Source organism: Enterobacter sp. BNK-18 (assembly GCF_047456135.1).
GTDB lineage: Bacteria > Pseudomonadota > Gammaproteobacteria > Enterobacterales > Enterobacteriaceae > Enterobacter > Enterobacter ludwigii.
The window spans coordinates 256,271-274,527 of record NZ_CP179899.1; the positions used below are offsets into that span (position 1 = coordinate 256,271).

14 protein-coding genes and 1 tRNA gene are annotated in these 18,257 nt (G+C 57.4%); 12 read left to right on the forward strand and 3 right to left on the reverse strand.

What is annotated here, in order from left to right; genetic code table 11:
- Positions 1 to 86: 86 nt before the first annotated feature.
- The 10 genes from ACMGG3_RS01230 (at position 87) to ACMGG3_RS01275 (ending at position 12,689) form a co-directional block, all read left to right on the forward strand.
- A tRNA-Arg gene (locus tag ACMGG3_RS01230) sits at positions 87 to 163 on the forward strand.
- Positions 164 to 493: 330 nt separating this feature from the next.
- On the forward strand, positions 494 to 1,510 hold the full coding sequence (locus ACMGG3_RS01235) for an iron ABC transporter substrate-binding protein (RefSeq protein ID WP_032677574.1): 1,017 nt from the start codon (positions 494 to 496) through the stop codon (positions 1,508 to 1,510).
- Positions 1,511 to 1,534: 24 nt separating this feature from the next.
- Positions 1,535 to 3,109 carry an ABC transporter permease gene (locus tag ACMGG3_RS01240; protein WP_025204784.1) on the forward strand — a complete coding sequence of 525 codons (1,575 nt, stop codon included), beginning with the start codon at positions 1,535 to 1,537 and terminating at the stop codon, positions 3,107 to 3,109.
- A 1-nt stretch (position 3,110) separates the two neighbouring features.
- Entirely contained in the window at positions 3,111 to 4,151 is a 1,041-nt protein-coding gene (locus ACMGG3_RS01245; RefSeq protein WP_025204783.1) for an ABC transporter ATP-binding protein, read from the forward strand.
- 217 nt (positions 4,152 to 4,368) lie between these two features.
- Positions 4,369 to 6,552, forward strand: a complete 2,184-nt coding sequence (locus ACMGG3_RS01250) for a TonB-dependent receptor (protein WP_414149508.1) — start codon at positions 4,369 to 4,371, stop codon at positions 6,550 to 6,552.
- Positions 6,553 to 6,654: 102 nt separating this feature from the next.
- Positions 6,655 to 8,043 carry a phenylalanine transporter gene (pheP, locus tag ACMGG3_RS01255; protein ID WP_014168959.1) on the forward strand — a complete coding sequence of 463 codons (1,389 nt, stop codon included), beginning with the start codon at positions 6,655 to 6,657 and terminating at the stop codon, positions 8,041 to 8,043.
- 184 nt (positions 8,044 to 8,227) lie between these two features.
- Positions 8,228 to 9,466 (forward strand): MFS transporter, encoded by a 1,239-nt coding sequence (locus tag ACMGG3_RS01260; protein WP_414149509.1) that lies wholly within the window; start codon positions 8,228 to 8,230, stop codon positions 9,464 to 9,466.
- Positions 9,467 to 9,481: 15 nt separating this feature from the next.
- Positions 9,482 to 10,507, forward strand: a complete 1,026-nt coding sequence (locus ACMGG3_RS01265; RefSeq protein WP_414149510.1) for a sugar phosphate isomerase/epimerase family protein — start codon at positions 9,482 to 9,484, stop codon at positions 10,505 to 10,507.
- The gene (locus ACMGG3_RS01270) at positions 10,500 to 11,642 is read left to right on the forward strand and encodes a Gfo/Idh/MocA family protein (RefSeq protein WP_193163167.1); all 1,143 of its coding nucleotides are present in this window, start codon (positions 10,500 to 10,502) and stop codon (positions 11,640 to 11,642) included. Before ACMGG3_RS01265 ends, ACMGG3_RS01270 begins: the two co-directional genes overlap by 8 nt.
- A 75-nt stretch (positions 11,643 to 11,717) precedes the next feature.
- Positions 11,718 to 12,689: a LacI family DNA-binding transcriptional regulator gene (locus ACMGG3_RS01275; protein WP_025204778.1), complete on the forward strand. Its 972-nt coding sequence runs from the start codon at positions 11,718 to 11,720 to the stop codon at positions 12,687 to 12,689.
- Here the strand turns inward: ACMGG3_RS01275 and ACMGG3_RS01280 are convergent, their stop codons facing one another.
- Both ACMGG3_RS01280 and ACMGG3_RS01285 read right to left on the reverse strand, forming a co-directional pair.
- On the reverse strand, positions 12,690 to 13,934 hold the full coding sequence (locus ACMGG3_RS01280) for a mechanosensitive ion channel family protein (protein ID WP_014168964.1): 1,245 nt from the start codon (positions 13,932 to 13,934) through the stop codon (positions 12,690 to 12,692).
- Between the two features lie 66 nt (positions 13,935 to 14,000).
- Positions 14,001 to 15,437 (reverse strand): MFS transporter, encoded by a 1,437-nt coding sequence (locus ACMGG3_RS01285; RefSeq protein ID WP_032677583.1) that lies wholly within the window; start codon positions 15,435 to 15,437, stop codon positions 14,001 to 14,003.
- 107 nt (positions 15,438 to 15,544) lie between these two features.
- Here ACMGG3_RS01285 and ACMGG3_RS01290 point away from each other — a divergent pair, with 107 nt between their 5' ends.
- Both ACMGG3_RS01290 and ACMGG3_RS01295 read left to right on the forward strand, forming a co-directional pair.
- Entirely contained in the window at positions 15,545 to 16,414 is an 870-nt protein-coding gene (locus ACMGG3_RS01290) for a helix-turn-helix transcriptional regulator (RefSeq protein ID WP_014168966.1), read from the forward strand.
- Positions 16,411 to 17,445 (forward strand): DUF2157 domain-containing protein, encoded by a 1,035-nt coding sequence (locus ACMGG3_RS01295; protein WP_414149903.1) that lies wholly within the window; start codon positions 16,411 to 16,413, stop codon positions 17,443 to 17,445. Before ACMGG3_RS01290 ends, ACMGG3_RS01295 begins: the two co-directional genes overlap by 4 nt.
- Positions 17,446 to 17,567: 122 nt before the next feature.
- Here the strand turns inward: ACMGG3_RS01295 and nfsB are convergent, their stop codons facing one another.
- Positions 17,568 to 18,221, reverse strand: a complete 654-nt coding sequence (gene nfsB / locus ACMGG3_RS01300) for an oxygen-insensitive NAD(P)H nitroreductase (protein ID WP_020885136.1) — start codon at positions 18,219 to 18,221, stop codon at positions 17,568 to 17,570.
- Positions 18,222 to 18,257: the final 36 nt, after the last annotated feature.

The following is an 18,257-nucleotide window of genomic DNA, read 5'->3' on the forward strand; positions in this document are numbered from 1 at the left end:
CCTGAAAGCCGAAAAGGCATTGACTCACCTGTCATTGACCGTATAATTCCAGGCGTTTCACCACCGCGAAGTTCACTCTTCTCAGTGCGCCCTTAGCTCAGTTGGATAGAGCAACGGCCTTCTAAGCCGTAGGTCGTAGGTTCGAATCCTACAGGGCGTGCCATTTACTGCCTTCACCCTTTTGCGCTTCCACTCTCCCGTTTTACGCTAAATACACGTTTATGCCGATCTCATTCTGTCGATTAAATAATCGGGAAATAAATAGAACGCTAATGAATATTTGTTATTTTTCCAGCCTAAGGTTTTCTTAATCTTTATTTCATCCATTTTTATAATCTGGATTTTTATCATATTTATCCGCTGTATAAGAATATTTTACACTTTTACGACTAAACTTGATTGATACTAATTATCATTAGCGTTTTTGTATGCTTTAATCCTGTCCCACAACGCTATGCGTGGTAAATCACCCTGGTCTATAAAGGATATGTTCATGAATTCTCGCCTGTTGTCATGCTTCTCGCTTGCCTTGTTGTCTTCATCTCTTTTCCTTTCCACACAAGCACTTGCCGCTGATAACAACGAAGGTATCGTTGTTTATAACGCGCAGCATGAAAATCTGGTGAAGGCGTGGGTTGACGGTTTTACCAAAGAAACGGGTATTAAGGTGACGCTGCGTAATGGCGATGACAGCGAGCTGGGTAATCAGCTGGTTCAGGAAGGCACGGCATCACCTGCAGACGTGTTTCTGACGGAAAACTCGCCATCAATGGTTCTGGTGGATAATGCCAAACTGTTCGCGCCACTGGATGCAGAGACCCTGAAGCAGGTGCCTGCGGAATTTCGTCCTGCGCACGGCCGCTGGATCGGGATTGCTGCGCGTAGCACGGTGTTTGTCTATAACCCGGAAAAATTGAGCGAACAGCAATTGCCAACATCGCTGATGGATCTGGCGAAACCTGAGTGGAAAGGCCGCTGGGCGGCATCGCCGTCAGGCGCGGATTTCCAGGCGATCGTGAGTGCAATGCTGGCCCTGAAAGGCGAGCAGGCCACCCTTGAGTGGCTGAAGGCGATGAAAACCAATTTTGTGGCCTACAAAGGTAACAGCACCGTGATGAAAGCCGTTAACGCCGGCCAGATTGATGGCGGTGTGATTTATCACTACTACCGTTTTGTCGATCAGTCCAAAACGGGTGAAAACAGCAAAAACACCCAACTCTACTACTTCAAACATCAGGATCCGGGTGCCTTTGTCAGCCTTTCCGGCGGTGGCGTACTGGCGTCCAGCAAACACAAAGAACAGGCTCAGGCATTCATCAAGTGGATCACCGGTAAAGAAGGTCAGGAGAGCCTGCGCACCAACAACGCGTTTGAATATGCGGTTGGCGTGAACGCGGCCTCTAACCCGAAACTGGTTCCGCTGAAAGATCTGGATGCGCCGAAAGTGGAACCTTCAACGCTTAACAGCAAAAAAGTTATCGAGCTGATGACGCAAGCCGGCCTGCTGTGATCGTGAGAGTTAAGTGAACGCCTTATGTCTGGTCTGAGTCTCGACATCGGAAAAAACAGGATGCAGGAGCCTGCTCGCAGGCGACCTGCGCTGCCGATGGTTGCGTTAGCTGTCTTATTTTCATTAATGGCGCTTCTGCCTCTGGGTTTTATCATTGCCATTGGCATTGAGACGGGCTGGGAGACCATTAAGACGCTGGTGTTCCGCCCGCGTGTTGCTGAACTGCTCAGCAACACGCTGTGGCTGACGGCCTTAGCGGTTCCGCTTTGTATTGTGACCGGCGTGGCGATAGCCTGGCTCACGGAGCGTACCCGGCTGGCAGGGCGGGGAATATGGTCTGCGCTGGCGGTCGCCCCGCTGGCAATCCCCGCGTTTGTACAAAGCTATGCCTGGGTGAGCGTCATCCCCTCCCTGCACGGTCTTTCCGCGGGAGTATTTCTCTCTGTTTTAGCTTACTACCCGTTTATCTACATGCCGGTTGCCGCGGTACTGCGCCGCCTCGACCCGACGCTTGAAGATGTGGCCGCGTCGCTCGGCACGCCGCCGTGGCGGGTCTTTTTCCGCGTAGTGTTGCCGCAGCTCAAGCTTGCTATCTGCGGCGGGGCGCTGCTGGTCGCGCTGCACCTGCTGGCGGAATACGGCCTGTACGTGATGATCCGCTTTGATACGTTCACCACCGCGATTTATGACCAGTTTCAGTCTACCTTCAGCGGCCCGGCAGCCAATATGCTGGCGGGCGTGCTGGCCTTATGCTGTCTGGCCATCTTAATGCTGGAAGGGGTGACGCGCGGAAAAGCACGCTATGCGCGCATCGGCGGCGGGGCTGCACGTGAACAGAAACGCTGGCCGCTGAAGCCGGTCGCGGCCACGCTGGGCCAGCTGTTTTTCCTCACGCTGATCGTGCTGGCGCTGGGCGTACCGTTAATTGTGCTCTGTCGCTGGGTCTGGCTGGGCGGTATTGAGAACTGGATGAGCGCGGACCTCTGGCACTCCCTGCGCCAGACGCTCATGCTCGGCGTGGGTGGGGCACTGCTGACCACGGCCTGCGTGATCCCCATTGCGTGGCTTGGTATCCGTTATCCGCATCGCGTCTTCCGGATGCTGGAAGGGTGTATCTACATCACCAGCTCGCTGCCGGGGATTGTGACCGCTCTCGCGCTGGTAACGGTGACGATTCATTACGCCCGCCCCATTTATCAGACGGAAATTACGCTGTTCCTCGCCTATCTGTTGATGTTTATGCCCCGCGCGCTCATCAACCTGCGGGCCGGGATTGCACAGGCGCCGGTAGAGCTGGAAAACGTGGCGCGTAGCCTTGGCAGCACGCCTGCGAAGGCGCTGTGGAGCGTCACCATGCGGCTGGCCGCGCCGGGTGCCGCCGCGGGGGCTGCGCTTGTTTTTCTCGGCGTCAGCAACGAACTGACCGCCACGCTGCTGCTCTCTCCGCTGGGAACACGCACGCTTTCCACCGGTTTCTGGGCGCTGACCAGTGAGATCGATTATGTTGCCGCCGCGCCGTACGCGATGCTGATGATCCTGATTTCTCTCCCGCTGACCGCCATCCTCTACGTGCAGTCGAAAAAAATAGCAGGACTATGACATGCTTGAATTGACGTCCATTTCTAAATCCTTTTCCGGTGTGCAGGTGCTCGACAGCTTAAACCTGAGCGTTGCGCCGGGGAGCCGGACGGCGATAGTCGGGCCGTCCGGGTCAGGGAAAACGACGCTGCTGCGCATTCTTGCCGGCTTTGAAACGCCGGACGCCGGGCGGATAGTGATGCAGGGCCGAACGCTGTTTGACGAAAACAGCTTCGTTCCCGCCCATCTGCGCGGCATCGGCTTTGTTCCCCAGGAGGGGGCGTTATTCCCGCATCTCAGCGTTGCAGACAACATTGCCTGGGGGCTGGACGGCACGCGCCACGAAAAGCGCCAGCGCGTAGAGGCACTGATGGAGATGGTGTCGCTGGACAGGCAGCTCGCGACCCACTGGCCACATGAGATTTCTGGCGGACAGCAGCAGCGTGTGGCGCTCGCCCGCGCGCTGGCTCAGCGTCCTTCATTGATGCTGCTGGATGAGCCGTTCTCGGCGCTCGATACCGGTCTTCGCGCCATGACCCGCAAAGCGACCGCTGACCTGCTGGCGGAAGCAGGCGTTGCCTCGATTCTGGTGACGCACGATCAAAACGAAGCGTTATCTTTTGCCACCCAGGTGGCGGTAATGCGTTCCGGGCGCTTCACCCAGGTGGGTACCCCGTATGACGTCTACACTCAGCCCGTTGATGAAGAGACCGCGCTGTTTCTGGGCGACGCGGTGATCCTGCCCGCTCAGCTTACCGCCGGCCATGCGGTGTGCGCGCTGGGTGAGATACCCACCAACAATACGCATGCCACCGGGCAGGGCCGGGTCATGATGCGCCCTGAACAACTGCGCGTGACGGCGTGCGCGCCGCATGAAAGCCCGGTGTCGATAATTGATGTCGATTTTACCGGTCATTTGTCCACGCTCACCCTGGCGTTTGCCGGGCATCAGGAGCCTGTTGTTCTGAAGACTGTAAGCCAGCCTGGCTGGAATCCGGGTACGGCTGTGCGTATTGATGTTGCGGGAACCGCCCGCGTTTTATCGTTCTCCCGCCGCGCCTGAAAGACCGTCCCGGAAACGGGGCGGTTATGCGCCACGCTATCCCGTCCATATGTCCTCCTGATTTCCCGCGCCTGTTAACCGATTTTCTCACGCAGTGACGTGCGTTTACGCTTGCCAACAATCATGTAATGCGTATAGTTCTCATTTGCATTGCACTTGATTACATTCTAAGGCCCGACAACGGGCCCTTTTTGCGCGCACGTTTAATGAGTTAATTATGAACAACACGAAAAGGCATAAAACGCTGCTGGCTCTCGCCATTGGCGCGGTCACGCACTCCGCCCTGGCGGTGGATGAAAAGAAAGAAGACACCCTGATTGTCCAGTCTGCGCCTGCCAGCGATTTTAAACCCGGCGGTGACCAGCTTGTGCCGGCGTTCCTTGACGGGCAGGTGGCGAACGGTGGACGCATGGGGATGCTGGGGCAGCAGAACGCCATGGACGTGCCGTTTAATATCATCAGCTACACCTCGAAGCTGGTAGAAGATCAGCAGGCGAAAACCATTGCTGATGTGGTCGCTAACGACGCGGGGGTGCAGTACGTGCAGGGTTACGGCAACAGCGCCGAAACCTTCCGTATCCGTGGCCTGAAGTTTGACGGAGATGACATGACCTTCGGCGGCCTGTCCGGCGTTCTGCCGCGTCAGGTGGTGGATGCGCAGATGGTCGACCGCATTGAGATTTTTAAAGGCGCAAACGCCCTGATGAACGGCGCGGCAAGTTCAGGCGTGGGGGGAATGATTAACCTTGAGCCGAAACACGCGGATGAAACGCCGCAGGCAAAAGTGGGTGTTGATTACACCTCTGATTCCCAGTTTGGCACCACGCTGGATGCGGGCCGTCGCTATGGCGACAACGACCAGTTTGGCGCGCGCGTGAACCTCGTTCATCGCGAAGGGGAAAGCGGGGTGCCCAACGATCGCCGCCGCACTACGCTGCTCTCCACCGGCCTCGACTACAAAGGCGACAATTTCCGCACGTCTCTGGATGTGGGGTATCAGAAGAAAACCTTCCATGGCAGCCCGACCAGCGTCAATATCTCCGCCGTGGATTTCGTGCCTGAACCGCCGAAAAACGATCGCAACTTCTCGCAGAAATGGGCCTACAGCAACATCGAAAATGAATTCGGGATGTGGCGCAGCGAGTACGACATTACCGATAACTGGACGGCCTATACCGGCCTCGGCGCACAGCACGCTCACGAAGAAGGGATTTACAGCGCGCCGAAGCTGCTGGATAAAAGCGGTAAGGCGACGGTCAGCCGTCTTGATACCAACCGCATCAGCGATTCCATCAGCGGGATGGCGGGTATTCGCGGTAACTTTGCTACCGGCTTCGTAACGCATAAAGTCAACGTCGGTTACTCCGCGATGACCAAAAACGAAAAAATCGGCTGGAAAATGTCGTCGGCGGCGGATAACCCAACCACCAATATCTATCACAATACCGGTGTGGATATGCCGGACAGCTCCAGTTTCAACGGCTTAGGCGGAAATTACAGCGATCCGCTCACCAGCGGGCGTACCCGGACGCAGGGCTGGCTGTTGAGTGATACGCTGGGCGTGCTGGACGACAAACTGCTGTTTACCGCCGGGGCGCGTCATCAGAAGGTGGTCATTCGCGGATACAACAAAATTACCGGGCAGGAGAATAAAGCAGACGGCTTCGACGGCAGCCGCTGGATGCCTACCTACGGCGTGGTTTACAAGCCGTGGGAGGCGATCTCCCTGTATGCTAACCACACCGAAGCGCTGCAGCCGGGTCAATCAGCCCCCAACACCGCCACCAACTACGGGCAGAGCACCGGCATCGTTCACTCTAAGCAGAACGAAGTGGGCGTGAAGGCGGATTTTGGTCGCGTGGGCGGCTCCCTGGCGCTGTTTGAGATCAAAATGCCGTCGGCGATCCTCAACAGCAACGGTCATTATGGTCTTGATGCCGAGCAGCGTAACCGCGGCGTGGAGCTGAATGTGTTCGGCGAGCCCCTGCTGGGCGTCCGTCTGAACGCCAGCGCTACCTGGCTGCAGGCGGAGCTGACCAAAACCAACAACGGCCTCAACCAGGGCAATGATGCGATTGGCGTTCCGAATTTCTATACTGTTCTGGGCGCAGAGTATGACATCAAACCGATTGATGGCCTGACCGCTACCGCGCGCGTGAACCACTCCGGCACGCAATACGCGGACCTGGCGAACACCAAAAAGCTGGACAGCTACACTACGCTGGATCTGGGTATGCGTTATCGCTTCGCCGTTAACCACAATCAAAATCAGATGACGGTGCGTGCGGGTATCGACAACGTGACCAATGAAAACTACTGGTCCAGCGTGGATGATTCAGGTACCTACATCACCCAGGGCGAACCGCGTACCTTTAAAGTCTCGGTGGGCTACGCATTCTGAGAACGCCGCTCGTTATCCGGGGCAGGGATGCCCCATTCCCTTGCTACCACCAGCCTGAAGTGTTAAAACGTGCCCCTTCTAAAAAAGAGACAGGGGTAGGGCGTGAAAGACGCGTCATCCGCTTCAGGCACCGGTAGCGCTGAAGCTTCGTCGGAACAGAATCCGACGCTGCAACGTGGTTTGCAAAATCGACATATACAGTTAATTGCCCTCGGTGGGGCTATCGGTACCGGGCTGTTTCTCGGCATCGGCCCGGCCATTCAGATGGCGGGGCCGGCGGTATTGCTGGGTTATGCCCTCGCCGGGATTATCGCCTTCCTGATCATGCGCCAGCTTGGCGAGATGGTCGTCGAAGAGCCTGTGTCAGGCTCGTTCGCACACTTTGCGTATAAATACTGGGGCCCGTTTGCGGGGTTCCTCTCCGGCTGGAACTACTGGGTGATGTTTGTGCTGGTGGGGATGGCAGAGCTGACCGCCGCTGGCATCTACATGCAGTACTGGCTCCCGGATGTGCCCACCTGGATTTGGGCGGCGGCCTTCTTCATTATCATCAATGCCATCAACCTTGTGAACGTCCGTTTGTACGGTGAAACCGAGTTCTGGTTTGCGCTCATCAAGGTGCTGGCGATTATCGGCATGATTGGTTTTGGCCTGTGGTTGCTGTTCTCGGGTCACGGCGGTGAGCGTGCCACGATCGACAACCTGTGGCAGCACGGGGGTTTCCTGGCGACCGGCTGGAAGGGGCTTATCCTTTCGCTGGCGGTGATCATGTTCTCTTTCGGCGGGCTGGAGCTGATTGGTATCACCGCCGCTGAAGCGCGCGACCCGCATAAAAGCATTCCGAAAGCGGTCAACCAGGTGGTGTACCGTATTCTGCTGTTCTACATTGGTTCGCTGGTGGTATTGCTCGCGCTCTATCCCTGGGTTGAGGTGAAATCAAACAGCAGTCCGTTTGTGATGATTTTCCACGATCTCAACAGCAATGTGGTGGCCTCAGCGTTGAACTTCGTTATTCTGGTGGCGTCACTTTCGGTCTATAACAGCGGCGTCTACTCCAACAGCCGGATGCTGTTTGGCCTCTCCGTGCAGGGGAATGCGCCGAAGTTCTTAACCCGCGTCAGCCGTCGCGGCGTGCCGGTGAATTCTCTGCTGTTGTCCGGTGCGATCACCTCTTTGGTGGTGGTGATCAACTACCTGCTGCCAAAAGAGGCGTTTGGCCTGCTAATGGCGCTGGTGGTTGCCACCCTGCTGCTGAACTGGATCATGATCTGCCTGGCGCACCTGCGTTTTCGTGCCGCGATGCGTCGCAAGGGACGTGAGACGCAGTTTAAAGCGCTGCTTTATCCGGCAGGAAACTATCTCTGCATCGCTTTCCTCGGGTTGATCCTTGTGCTGATGTGCACCATGGACGACATGCGCCTTTCCGCGATGCTGCTCCCGGTGTGGGTCATCTTCCTGTTTGTGGCATTTAAACTTTCCCGCAAGCAATAATGCATGCCGTCCTCTCCCGGTGGGAGAGGACGAGCTATCCGGTTTCCCATCCCAACGCGATTAACCTCTTTATCGTGACCCCTCTCCCAAATCTCTCCTGATCCACAGGATCTTTATTTTGTAATCGATTACTTTTCATTTGAGGGTATTTGTAATCGATTACTTTTCTAGGGTGAGGCTCATTATGGTGTCAACAACTGAAAGTAGTGGAAAGGTGATAGCGCAGCACCGGCTGCTGGTTCCGCGTCTGTCGCTGATGATGTTTCTGCAGTTTTTTATCTGGGGTAGCTGGTCGGTCACGCTGGGTCTGGTGATGACCCAGCACAACATGTCGCTGCTGATTGGTGATGCGTTCTCCGCCGGGCCCATCGCCTCTATTTTGTCGCCGTTCGTGCTCGGGATGCTGGTGGATCGCTTCTTCGCCTCGCAGAAGGTGATGGCGGTAATGCACCTGGCGGGCGCGGCTATCCTGTGGTTCGTTCCGGGGGCGCTGATCGCTGAAAATGGTGCGCTGCTGATCGGCCTGCTGTTTGGCTACACACTTTGCTATATGCCGACGCTGGCGTTAACGAACAACATCGCGTTTCACAGCCTGGTAAACGTCGATAAAACCTTCCCGGTGGTGCGCGTGTTCGGCACTATCGGCTGGATTGTCGCGGGGATCTTTATCGGCGTTACCGGCGTGGCCTCCAGCGTCACGATCTTCCAGGTTGCGGCGGCGAGCTCCGTGCTGCTGGCGCTCTACAGCCTGACGCTGCCGCACACGCCCGCCCCGGCAAAAGGGCTGCCGGTCCAGATTCGCGATCTGTTCTGCGCTGATGCGTTTGCCCTGCTGAAAACCCGCCACTTCCTGGTCTTTTCCGTCTGCGCAATGCTGATTTCCGTGCCGCTTGGCACCTACTACGCTTACACCGCCTCGTATCTGGCGGATGCCAGGATTGCTGATGTCAGCACCGCGATGTCGTTCGGCCAGATGTCAGAGATTGTCTTCATGCTGGTGATCCCGCTGCTTTTCCGTCGTCTGGGCGTGAAAGTTATGCTGCTGGTCGGCATGCTGGCGTGGTTTGTCCGTTACGCGATGTTTGCCATGGGGGTGAGTGAGGAGGGACGTTTCCTGCTCTATCTCGGCATCCTGCTGCACGGTGTGTGCTATGACTTCTTCTTTGTGGTGGGCTTTATCTATACCGATCGCGTGGCGGGCGAAAAGGTGAAAGGCCAGGCGCAGAGCATGATCGTGATGTTCACCTACGGCATCGGCATGCTGCTTGGTTCGCAGATTTCTGGCGCGCTGTATAACCGTCTGGTGGCGGGACAGGCCGTGCCGCAGGCGTGGGTCACCTTCTGGTGGATCCCGGCGGTGGCGGCAGCGGTGATTGCGCTGATTTTCCTTCTCACGTTCAAATATGACGATGACAAGGCGTAACGTTCAGGAGGTGGTATGAGAACGATTAAGGGACCCGGTATTTTCCTGTCGCAGTTTATCAGCGCAGAAGCGCCGTTTAACTCGCTGGATGGGCTGGCAGGCTGGGCAGCAGGTAAGGGCTACAAAGCCGTGCAGATCCCCTGCAATCATCCGCACATTTTTGACGTGGAGAAAGCGGCTGAGAGCCAGACCTACTGTGACGACATTACCGGCACGCTGGCAGAGCACGGGCTGGCGATCAGCGAGCTGTCGACCCATCTGGAAGGGCAGCTTATTGCGGTGAACCCGGTCTACGGCGACGCGTTTGACCATTTCGCGCCGGCAGACGTGCGGGGTAACGACGCGGCCCGTCGGGCGTGGGCGACCAGCAAACTCAATCAGGCGGCGGCGGCCTCCGAAAAGTTAGGCCTGACAGCGCACGCCACTTTTTCTGGATCGCTGGCGTGGCCATTTTTCTACCCGTGGCCGCCGCACAACGCGCAACGTTTTCAGGACGCTTTCCAGACGCTGGCAACCCGCTGGCGGCCCATTCTGGACACCTTTGATGAGCACGGCGTCGATGTCTGTTATGAGCTGCATCCGGGGGAAGACCTGCATGACGGCGTGACGTTTGAGCGTTTTCTGGCGCTGGTAGACAACCACCCGCGCTGCAATATTCTCTACGATCCCAGCCATATGCTGCTTCAGCAGATGGACTACCTGACGTTTATCGATCTCTACCATGCGCGCATTAAAGCGTTTCACGTCAAAGATGCAGAGTTTCGTCCCAACGGGCGCAGCGGCGTATACGGTGGCTACCAGTCGTGGCTTCATCGTCCGGGTCGCTTCCGGTCGCCGGGCGACGGGCAGATCGACTTCACCGGTATTTTCAGCAAACTGACCCAGTACGACTACGAGGGCTGGGCAGTGCTGGAGTGGGAGTGCTGTCTTAAGGATGGCGATACCGGCGCCCGCGAAGGCAGCGAATTTATCCGTCGCCATATCATTCCGGTATCCGGGCGCGCGTTTGACGATTTCGCCGCGGGAGGCAGCCATGATTAACGTCGGGATCGTCGGCAGCGGCTTTATCGGCCCGGCGCACATTGAGGCGCTGCGGCGTCTCGGCAGTGTGCAGGTGGTCGCCCTGTGCGACAGCTCGCTTTCACAAGCGCAGGAAAAGGCGCGCCAGCTGAATGTGCCCCATGCTTACGGGAACGTTGAGGCGCTGCTCGCCCATCCGGATCTGCACGTGGTGCATAACTGCACGCCAAACCATCTGCACGCAGAGATTAACCGCCAGATTTTGCGGGCGGGTAAGCATGTTTTTTCCGAAAAGCCGCTGTGTATGACCCCGGAGGAGGCCCGCGAGCTGGTGGCACTGGCTGAGCAGGCGGGCGTGGTACACGGCGTCAGCTTTGTCTATCGCCAGTTTGCGATGGTGCGCCAGGCGGCCAGCATGAGGCGCGAGGGCAGTCTCGGTCGGCTGTTTGCCACACATGGCAGCTACCTGCAGGACTGGATGCTGCTGGAAACCGACTACAACTGGCGGGTGGATGCCGCGCTGGGCGGTGCATCGCGCGCGGTGGCGGATATCGGCTCCCACTGGTGTGACACGGTGCAGTTTGTGACCGGGCGGCGGATCACCGACGTGATGGCCGACCTCGCCATCGTCTGGCCAACGCGCAAGGCCAGTGCGGCGGGAAACCGGACCTTCACGGATGATCGCAGCGCGAACGATGAAGACAAACCGGTCACCACCGAAGATTTTGGCTCGGTGCTGGTGCGCTTCGACGATGGCAGCAAAGGCAGCTTTAACGTCTCGCAGGTCAGCGCCGGGCGCAAAAATCGGCTGACGTTTGAAGTTAACGGCAGCGAACGGTCCGTGGCGTGGGATCAGGAGGTGCCGCAGCAACTCTGGATCGGCCATCGTGCGCAGGCAAACCAGACCCTCTCCGACGATCCAAACCTGATGAACCGTGACGTGGCCGAAAGCGCCCATTTTCCCGGCGGACATATCGAAGGCTGGCCTGATGCCTTTAAAAATATGATGGCGCAGTTTTACCGCGCCGTGATGCAGGGGGAGATGCCGGCACAGCCGCTGTTTGCGACGTTCCATGACGGCGCGAACGTCATGTATATCATTGATGCGATAGTGAAAAGCCATCAGCAGCAGCGCTGGGTGCGCGTTGCGTATTGACGCGTTGCCCGGTTCGCCGGGCAACGAATTTATGGTAGCCTGCATAAAACGTTAACCGCAGGAAATGCCGTCGCTATGTCCATTCAGAAAATCGCTCAGCTTGCCGGGGTGTCCGTGGCAACGGTCTCTCGCGTGCTTAACAACAGCGATACCGTGAAAGCGAAAAACCGCGAACGCGTCCTGCAGGCGATCAAAGAGAGTAATTACCAGCCCAACCTGCTGGCGCGCCAGCTGCGAACTGCCCGCAGCTATATGATTCTGGTAATGGTGTCGAACATCGCTAACCCGTTCTGCGCCGAAGTGGTGAAAGGCATTGAAGAGGAAGCCGAAAAGAACGGCTACCGCATTCTGCTGTGCAATTCCGGCTCTGACATTGAACGCTCGCGTTCGGGGCTGAGTTTGCTGTCCGGTAAAATTGTCGACGGCATTATCACCATGGATGCCTTCTCAAAGCTTCCTGAGCTGGCCGCCCTGATTGGCGCTGCGCCGTGGGTGCAGTGCGCCGAATACGCCGATGCCGGTGCGGTCTCCTGCGTCGGGATTAACGATGTGGACGCCTCGCAGCATGCGGTCAGCCAGCTTGCCGACGGCGGGCGCGGGCGGATCGCGATGATTAACCACGACCTGAGTTATAAATATGCCCGCCTGCGCGAGCGTGGCTATAAGAGCGTTATCCACCTGAAAGATCTGGCTTACCAGGCGGTGGAATACGCCAGCGATCTCAGCTTCGGCGCCGGAATGGCGGCGATGCAAAACCTGCTGAAGGAAAACCCGCCTGACGCGGTCTTTGCCGTTTCCGATACCCTGGCGGCAGGCGCATTGCATGCGATCCAGCAGGCGGGATTACGCGTGCCGGAAGACATTGCGGTAGTCGGGTTTGACGGTACGGAACTGGCGGAGATGATTTCGCTCACCACCATCGAACAGCCGTCGCGGGATATTGGGCGCAAGGCGGTCGATTTGTTGTTGAATAAAATCGATAACCCGGATGCGCCCACGGAAAGAGTGATGATGGACTGGCGCTTTATCTCCCGCGCCAGCGCCTGATTATTTCGCTATTACGCCAGCCAGCGAGCGAATATCGTTTCCGGTCGGAGACTGATGAATACGCAGACCAAATTCATCCACCACGGCGAATATATGGTCGAAAATATCGGCCTGAATCGCCTCATATTCCGCCCAGACGACCGTGTTAGTGAACGCGTATATTTCAACTGGCAGCCCGTTAGCTTCTGGTGCTAACTGGCGAACCATCAGCGTCATATCTTTACGGATCCGCGGGTGATTACGCAGATATTCATTTAAATAGGCGCGGAAGGTTCCAATATTGGTCATTTTGCGCAGGTTCAGCACCGATTCGCCTTCACCGTTTTCCTGATTCCAGAGCGAAATTTCTTCGTGACGCGCCGCCATGTACGGCTTAAGCAGCTTCGCCTGAATCAGCTGCTGTTGCTCCTGCTCGTCGAGGAAGTGGATGCTGGTGGTGTCTATATTCAGGCTGCGCTTGATGCGTCTCCCGCCGGAGGCCGACATGCCGCTCCAGTTGATAAAGGCATCAGAGACCAGTGCCCAGGTCGGAATGGTGGTGATGGTATTGTCGAAGTTGCGCACCTTGACGGTGGTCAGGCCAATGTCCGTGACCGTGCCATTGGCTCCGTATTTTGGCATCTCCAGCCAGTCACCGAGTTTAAGCATGTCATTGGCGGAGAGCTGGATCCCGGCGACAAGCCCGAGGATCGGGTCTTTAAACACCAGCATTAACACCGCAGCCATGGCGCCCAGGCCGCTAATCAGAATGGCTGGCGACTGACCAATCAGCAGCGAGATAATTAAAATCCCCACCAGAATAGCGCTCACCAGTTTTATCCCCTGGAAGATGCCCTTCAGCGGGAGCTGCGAGGCTGTCGCCATCTTTTGCGAAAGATTGAAAATGACGTCCAGCAGCGAGAAGAACGAGAGCAGGGCATACACCATCACCCACAACTTTGCGCAGGTGGTGAGCATTTCCGCGGCTTCGCTGCCTTTTTGCAGCCACAGTACCGCCTGAACGTTGACAATTATCCCCTGCAGGGTAAAGGCGACACGGTGAAATAACTTGTTCTGGGTAATGATTTGCAACCATAAATGGCTGCTGGCCTGCGCGCGTTTCTCAAAGGCCCGCAGGACCACTTTGTGCAGAATAAAATGAACGATGAGTGCGGTAAGAAAAATAATACCAAAGATAATCACTAAAGAGGTGGTGTGATTAATTTCAATGCCTAACTCTTCAACCTGAGCAATTAATTCCTGCATAACGTCTCCTGTATTGATGCAGCCCCATAATGGCGGCTGCGGATCTATTATGCAAATTCGTCAGGGTTATTTGACGGCGTGGCAGGTCGTCACCACCGGCAGGCACAGGTGATGGCGAACCCGCAGCGTCGCCAGCGCGAGGATCACCATCAGGCCAGTTTCCACCGCGAGGAAGAGGGTGATCGCCTGGGTGTAATCTCCGTGATGATTCTGCAGACCGTGCAGCAAAATCGCGCCAAAGATGGCCGGGCCGAGTCCAAGCGCCGCCTGCTGCAGCGTGCTCAAAATGGCGCTCGCCGCCCCGGCGTCATCAGGCTGAATATCGCGCATGCCAATACGATAAAAGCTGTTCACGATCAGCGCCTGACCGTAGCCGACCAGCCCGGTCGCGGGTGCCAGCGTCAGCGCGGTATTGTGCATTCCCCAGAGGCGGAAGGTGACAATCAGTGCCAGCAGGCCCGCTATCTGGATCGCCAGACCGGTCAGCAGAATGGTACTGGTGCTGTAGCGGGCAATCAGACGCGGGGCAAACCACGCTGAAATAAAGTAGGTGACACCCAGGGCGATAAAACTGTTGCCAGACTGCCACGGCGCCATCCCCAGACCGGTTTGCATGGTTAACGCCATGCAGAACATAAAGCCGGACCAGACGCTAAAAAAGAGCAACGCAATCAGCACGCCAAAGCGGATACTGCGCAACTGCAGCAGGCGCGGCGGGATCAGCGGATGCGCATCGTCCCGCTCTTTTTTGCGGGCGTTGAGGGCCATCAACCCGGCAAGCGGGATAATGGCGATAAGCGCGACCTTAAGCGGCCAGGACCAGTGCCACTGCGGGCCAAGCGCCATCGGGAACAGCAGGCAGCAGAGGATGATCGCCAGCAGGACGGTGCCCGTCCAGTCAATGCTTGATGGCGTGTCGCGGCGGGTTTCCGGCACGTAACGGCGGCTCATGGCCAGCACCACCAGACAAATTGGCACGTTGATAAAGAAGGCGTTACGCCAGCCGAGGCCGGCAATGTCCGCCGATACCAGCCAGCCTCCGCCCATCTGGCCGACGATAAACGCGATGCCGCCGATGCCGCCAAAGAGGCTGATGGCCTTCGCGTGGGCCGTGCCTTTCAGTGTTACGTGCAGGGTGGCGAGAATTTGCGGCATGATCAGCGCCGCGCCAGCCCCCTGAAGAATACGGGCGCCCAGCAGTTGTTCAATGTTGCCTGCCATTCCGCACAGCAGCGAGGCCAGGCCAAAGCTCGCCACGCCCCACATGAAAAGACGACGGCGGCCAAGGTTATCCCCCAGCTTGCTGCCGAGGGCAAGGCAGACGGCAAAGGCCACACCGTAGAGGGCAACAATTAATTCCAGCTCGGTGGCCGTAGCGTGCAGCGAGTGGGTGATAGCATCCAGCGCCACGTTGGTGATTGAGGTATCAATCAGCGGCAGCATCTGGCCGGTTAACAGCAATATCAGGCCTGCGCGGCCCGGTGAAACGACTGACGTATTCATGGTAACTCCATTGCGTCATTCAACAGATGGTCGTAGCATCAACGATCTGATAAACGGGTACCAGTTCTTGCTTATACTGGTACTGGCACTACCATGCAGGGGGATTTATGGCGCTGATGTCTGAACCCGTCGTCTCGCTCAAGGATGACACCCGAAAACAACTTGGTGCGTTTTTACGCGCCCGACGCGAAAGCCTCGATCCGCAGCGGCTCGGCCTGCCGCGCAGCGGTCGACGCCGCACGCCCGGGCTGCGCCGTGAAGAGGTGGCCCTGCTGGCGGACGTCGGGGTGACCTGGTACACCTGGCTTGAGCAGGGCAGGGACGTCAATCCGTCCAGCGCGGTGATGGCCGCCGTGGCAAAAGCGCTGCAATGTACCCCGACCGAAGCGCGCCATCTTTTTGTGCTGGCCGGGCTACCGCCGGGTGAAGCACCGCAGGCCACCTGCTGTGAAGGGATCAGCGAAGGCACGCGCCGCCTGCTTGATACGTTGATGCCGAAACCGGCCAGCATTCAGAAACCCAATTTCGACATCGTGGCGTGGAACGACAGCTTTGGTCATCTGATGGGGGTCGATTTCAATGCGATCCCCCCGGAAGACCGCAACTGTATTTATCTGTTCCTCACCCACCCGGCATGGCGCGCCCGTCTCGGCAGACGTGACGATGTGCTGCCCGTCTTTGTCTCCTATTTCCGGGCGGCGATGGCCGAGCACCGGGGTGACCCGTTGTGGGAAGCCAAACTGGCGCGCTTCTTTGCGGTGTCTGAGGAGTTTAAAAATCTGTGGCATCAGCGCAATGACGTGCGCGGTGTGGAAAACCAGCTCAAGTTGTTTACCCATCCTGAGCTTGGGGAATTTACCCTGCAGCAGATGTACTGGTACTCTGCTCCACGAAACGGTTCCCGGTTGCTGGTGTATCTGCCAGTGGATGAAGCCGGGGAGAGAGCAATGGAATGGCTGACGGAGCAGGCAAAATGAAGGTTACCGGCAAACAGGAGCGGCTGCTACGCCGCGCACTCAACGAGTGGCAACAGGAAGGCACATTAACCGCTGACGACCATCAGCGGCTGGCCGGTACGCTTCAACGCGTGACCATGGACTGGCAGCGGCTGAGCCGCTACGCCTTCTGGACGGCACTCGCCTGCGTCATTATCGCCATCGGCAGCCTGTTCTCGGACAGCGAACTGATGGCGCGCATTATCGAATTCTTCGCTTTTTCCTCCCTTGCCCGCATCGGGCTGCCGGCACTGATGGCCGTGCTGTTTTATTTGTGGGGCTTCAGCCGCCAGCGGCGGGAGACGCAGTGGCATTACAGTACCGAAGCGATTTTGTTCCTCGGAGTCTTGTTTACCGCCATCGCGCTCTGGCAGCTGGGTGAACGGCTGGATAACGGCAGCGGCCACATCGCCCCCCTGTTCCTGGCCGGCTGTGCCGTCTATGGCCTGGTAGGCTTTTTCGGCCGCTCCGGGCTGGTCTGGCTGTTCTTCTTGCTCTCGCTTGGCAACTGGTTTGGCGCGGAGACGGGCTATATGTCCGGCTGGGGCGCTTACTGGCTGGGGATGAACTATCCGGTGCGCTTTATCTTTTTCGGCGGCGCGCTGCTGGCCCTGTGCTGGATCCTGCGTGCTGTGCTGCAGTCCCGTCATCTCTACACCACCAGTAAAGCGATGGGGCTGACGTATCTCTTTGTCGCCCTGTGGATCATGTCGATATTTGGTAATTACGATATCGATAACTGGTACAGCGTGACCCAGGCCTCGTTGCTGCCGTGGGCGCTGCTGTTTGCGGTGGCGGCGGTTCTCTGTATTTACATCAGTCTGAAAACCGACGATGGCATGCTGCGCGGGTTTGGCCTGACGTTCCTCGCCATTAACCTCTATACCCGCTACTTCGAATACTTCTGGGATGGGATGAACAAGGTGGTGTTCTTCCTGATTCTGGCGGCGTCGCTGGCGGTGATAGGGCGGTATGCGGAGCGGATCTGGCATGCCGGGAGTGCGGAGAAGTAAGTTTTTGCGCGTGTTGATCGGGAAGACGCAGAAAACGTCGTCTGCGTGAGATGCTGACTCAATGGCGAAACCAGGCAGATGACGCGTGATTGAAAACGGGCCGCAGTTGCGGCCCGTTTGTCTTAGCACTCGGTCACAATCGTGCTCAGCGGCAGGCGAGATTTTGGCAGCGTGGCGTTGAAATCTTCCACGCTGTGGTGTCCAACCGGGACCACCACCAGGCTGGTGAAGCCTTTCTCTTTCAGGCCAAACTCTGCGTCGAGGATGGCGGCGTCAAAACCTTCAATGGGTACGGCATCCAGGCCCAGCGCGGCCACGCCTAACAGGAAGTTACCGACGTTAAGGTAAACCTGTTTCGCCATCCACTGGTCGTCATCTTTCAGATCCACGCGGTGCATGTCGGCGAAATAGCAGCGACCTTTGTGATTCGCCGCTTTTGCTTCTGGGGTGTTGAAGCGACCGTCGGCCTCTTCCTGATCCACGACGCGCTCAAGCCACGCATCGTCCATGGCGGTTTTCGCGCAGAACACCACCACATGAGAGGCGTCCATCATTTTGCGTTCGTTGAACACGTAAGTGCCTGCCGCAGATTTGGCCACGCGCGCTTTACCTTCCTCAGTGCTGGCAATAATAAAATGCCACGGCTGGGAGTTCGTGCTGGACGGGCTGTACTGCAGCAGGGTTTTGATCTTCTCCGCTTCTTCAGCGGTCAGTTTCTTGCTTGGGTCAAACGCCTTGGTGGAGTGGCGTTTCAGGGCAACGGAAATGATATCCATAACAACTCCTGGTGATAAAGTTCGCCCGCGTGCGGG